The organism is Neobacillus sp. (assembly GCF_031988165.1).
Taxonomy (GTDB): domain Bacteria; phylum Bacillota; class Bacilli; order Bacillales; family Cytobacillaceae; genus Neobacillus; species Neobacillus rhizosphaerae.
In genome coordinates this window covers 1-2932 of record NZ_DALZYO010000084.1, presented here as the reverse complement: position 1 = coordinate 2932, position 2932 = coordinate 1, and the positions used below count along the sequence as shown (strand labels likewise).

The 2932-nt window shown below is 39.6% G+C and carries 7 protein-coding genes; all 7 read right to left on the bottom strand.

Annotation, left to right across the window (positions count from 1 at the left end; all coding sequences use genetic code 11):
- The coding region (locus RTR43_RS25335; RefSeq protein ID WP_312476791.1) for a hypothetical protein at nt 1–190 on the bottom strand (190 nt) is incomplete at its 3' end.
- 41 nt (nt 191–231) lie between these two features.
- Complete coding sequence (locus RTR43_RS25330) at nt 232–684, bottom strand: hypothetical protein (RefSeq protein WP_312476790.1); 453 nt, start codon at nt 682–684, stop codon at nt 232–234.
- Between the two features lie 142 nt (nt 685–826).
- On the bottom strand, nt 827–1279 hold the full coding sequence (ssb, locus tag RTR43_RS25325; protein ID WP_073982261.1) for a single-stranded DNA-binding protein: 453 nt from the start codon (nt 1277–1279) through the stop codon (nt 827–829).
- An 83-nt stretch (nt 1280–1362) separates the two neighbouring features.
- Nucleotides 1363–1560: a hypothetical protein gene (locus tag RTR43_RS25320; protein WP_073982262.1), complete on the bottom strand. Its 198-nt coding sequence runs from the start codon at nt 1558–1560 to the stop codon at nt 1363–1365.
- A gap of 173 nt (nt 1561–1733) precedes the next feature.
- On the bottom strand, nt 1734–2132 hold the full coding sequence (locus RTR43_RS25315; protein ID WP_312476787.1) for a Rok-like winged helix domain-containing protein: 399 nt from the start codon (nt 2130–2132) through the stop codon (nt 1734–1736).
- A gap of 12 nt (nt 2133–2144) precedes the next feature.
- Complete coding sequence (locus RTR43_RS25310) at nt 2145–2492, bottom strand: hypothetical protein (protein WP_032859117.1); 348 nt, start codon at nt 2490–2492, stop codon at nt 2145–2147.
- Nucleotides 2493–2932 (bottom strand): hypothetical protein (locus RTR43_RS25305; RefSeq protein WP_312476784.1); only part of this gene is annotated, 440 nt, incomplete at its 5' end.

Below are 2932 nucleotides of genomic sequence, written 5' to 3'. Positions count from 1 at the left end.
ATCCAAAGGACACAAACCCGATGAACAAAAGGACAATTCCAACGATGGTAAATGAATTTTCGTATTGAAAATAGAAAGCTTCAATCTCTTGCGGGAATAAAGTGTATAAGATTCCCCCTCCGCAAAATACCAGGCTCCCTAGAACAGTAACAATAAATAAAATTGGGCTGTAATTAGGATTTTCAAACATAATCTTTCACCTCTTTAGTCATATATGATCCTTTCCAATTCCTACAGGACCTCAATTCGATTGTTGTATAGTTTTATCTCTATATGTGTTCCTATCTGCTTTTTATCATACAAATTTTTAGGAACTGCTATATCGTAATTTTTGTCCTCAGCATAGATCTTTAAATAATAACTATTATCTATTTCAGGAGTTGCTATAGGGTATGTTGTTCCACCAATTATAACTGGCATTAATGAAGTACTGGAATGAGACTCTTTGCTCTTATCAACAATTAAAGCATCTATATCTATATCTATACCTTTCTTTAGCGTCTCTTCCCTTTCGGCCTTCTCTCTTCTTTCCATTTCAACAACCAATTTATCTGCTTTATCACCGGCCTCCGAAGCCCACATTTGCGTTGATAAATTCAAGACAAAAAGCCCTAGGCCACACAAACAAATGAATGATATAGACAAAAAAATGAAAATAAATTTAGTATCATCACGTTCAACCATCAGTTCTGCTCCCCCTATTTTAATTGGAGAATTAATCATCTATACTAAAGTATAGGGAAGTTCTCCCTGGTATTTTAATTTCCTCTCTGGGGATTCCGTTTGGCGACTGATCCCAGAGAGGAATCTTATTTATTGCCGGTCTTTAAAAAGGAAGGTCCTCATCCTTGATATCAGGCCTACCTCCATCAAACTGATCTCTCCCAGAACCAGCTCCAATCGGACTATAATTCTGACCATAGTCAGTATTGTCCCGCTCGTGATTATTACCATTTCTATTTTTCGTTTCTAAAAATTGAACTGATTCAGCCACTACTTCAGTAACATACACCCGCTGCCCTTGACCATTATCATAATTTCGCGTCTGAAGCCGGCCATCCACTCCTGCCAAGCTTCCTTTTCGCAGGTAATTACCAACATTCTCAGCTAATTTTCTCCATGCGACACAATTAACGAAATCCGCTTCTCGCTGTCCACTTTGATTCATGAATGTACGATTTACAGCTAAAGTAAAAGCAACAACTGGTGTTCCCTGTTGAGTAAATCGCAGATCCGGGTCCTTGGTTAATCTTCCTACCAACACTACACGATTCAACATATAACTCCCTCCTAGATTCGGTTCAAGTCATTTAGCAGATCACAAACTAATGACTTAATCACTAATCAATGATTTCAATTGATTCAGAAAAAGGCCAGTCCATTTTTTGTATAGTCGGTATATTCCAACTGAAGGTCATCACACTTTATGTAAAGATGTTTCCCTTTTGGAGTTTGGTTAATTTCAGCGGCAAATAACATTTTCATACTATTTAGTTTTTCTGCAATAACCGATGCTGCTTCATTACGTTTGAGATTCACTTCCCAAGAATCAATACCCATTTTAATCCTACCTTCCCTCTTTTTAGTAATGTAACACAATTATATTATATCATATGTTTTGTTACATTTAAATGAATAATTCTGATTTTAGGCAAAAAAAAAACACGTTAACCTCTTGGTACATAAGGGATTAACGTGTTTTTCGCAATGTAACACAATATCATTGTGTTACATTATGTTTTTTCATATCGGTAAAAACCTCTCTGGGGTTTCCGAACATACGGATTATTTTTCATTATAGATCGCATAAAACTTGTCATGTTAATAATATCCAAACCAGTTTCTTTTTTGACTATACTTTTCAATTCTTCCGATGACAGACCAGCTGGATTCATCTTTAATCTATTCACAATAATATTTTTTCTTATGTCCTTTTCAACACGGGAATCATTCCGAATTTCGAACGCGGCTAGATCACCGAGCTTTGGCAATTTGTTGAAATATGATTTATCCAATTCTCTAAGACGCTCAAAAATTGCATTGCGTTGTTTTTGATATTCTGTAATCATTGCTATTTCATCTTTGTTTATCTTTTCCAGACGTTCTTGTAATGCATGTCTCTCAGTAAACATACCTACCCCTCCCTAACTAGATTCTGCAACTATCGTTTTAAGTTTTTCATCAATTAACTTCAGAGCCTGGCTTCTCACTATTTTAGCTTCTGGAATTTTCGAAATGATTAAAGCCAGTTTATCTAGTTCTCCAAGCAACAATGTACGTTTAAAATCCATCAAACAGGCTGGAATGTTGTGCATTGCATCAGCTATTTCATAACATACATTATTTGTTACCCTTTGGATTTTTTTCGGGAGACAGCCGTAACCAGATATAGAACGGATATATATAAGGCCAGCTCCTAAGACTTCCAGACTGAAATTTTTCAACTCATCGTCGGTCAAGCTTGCACTTTTGGATTCGCAAATTTTAAACAATTAACATCCTCTTTTCATATAGAACTTTTGACGGCGCAGGTTATGATACGGGCACTGATCGGCCGACTTTCTTTTCCGGTAGCTTCGCACAGCCGACTGATCGCCCGTGTTGCTCTGGCCCCGACGGGTCTTCCGGAAACAGACGCGCTCCTTCAGCTGCAGTTCTTCGCTGCCGGTGCTGCAATTGCCGAGATGCAGGCCCCGATCGCCCCCGTTGCCCTGGATGCTCTGTCGGGTCTTCCGGATCTGGCCGCACTCCTTCAGATACAGTTCTTCGCCGCCGGTGCTGCAATAGCCCAGAGATGCTGGCCCCGATCGCCCCCGTTGCCCTGGACCCGACGGGTCTTCCGGAAACGAGACGCGCTCCTTCAGATACAGTTCTTCGTCGCCGATGCTGCAATTGCCGAGATACAGGCGCCGATCGCCTCCGTTGCCCTGGA

Excerpts from the sequence above, each read along its gene's own strand:
- ssb (WP_073982261.1), bottom strand. The coding sequence starts at position 1,279 with ATGTTGAATCGTGTAGTGTTGGTAGGAAGATTAACCAAGGACCCGGAT.
- RTR43_RS25315 (WP_312476787.1), bottom strand. The coding sequence starts at position 2,132 with ATGTTTACTGAGAGACATGCATTACAAGAACGTCTGGAAAAGATAAAC.
- RTR43_RS25320 (WP_073982262.1), bottom strand. The coding sequence starts at position 1,560 with ATGGGTATTGATTCTTGGGAAGTGAATCTCAAACGTAATGAAGCAGCA.
- RTR43_RS25330 (WP_312476790.1), bottom strand. The coding sequence starts at position 684 with ATGGTTGAACGTGATGATACTAAATTTATTTTCATTTTTTTGTCTATA.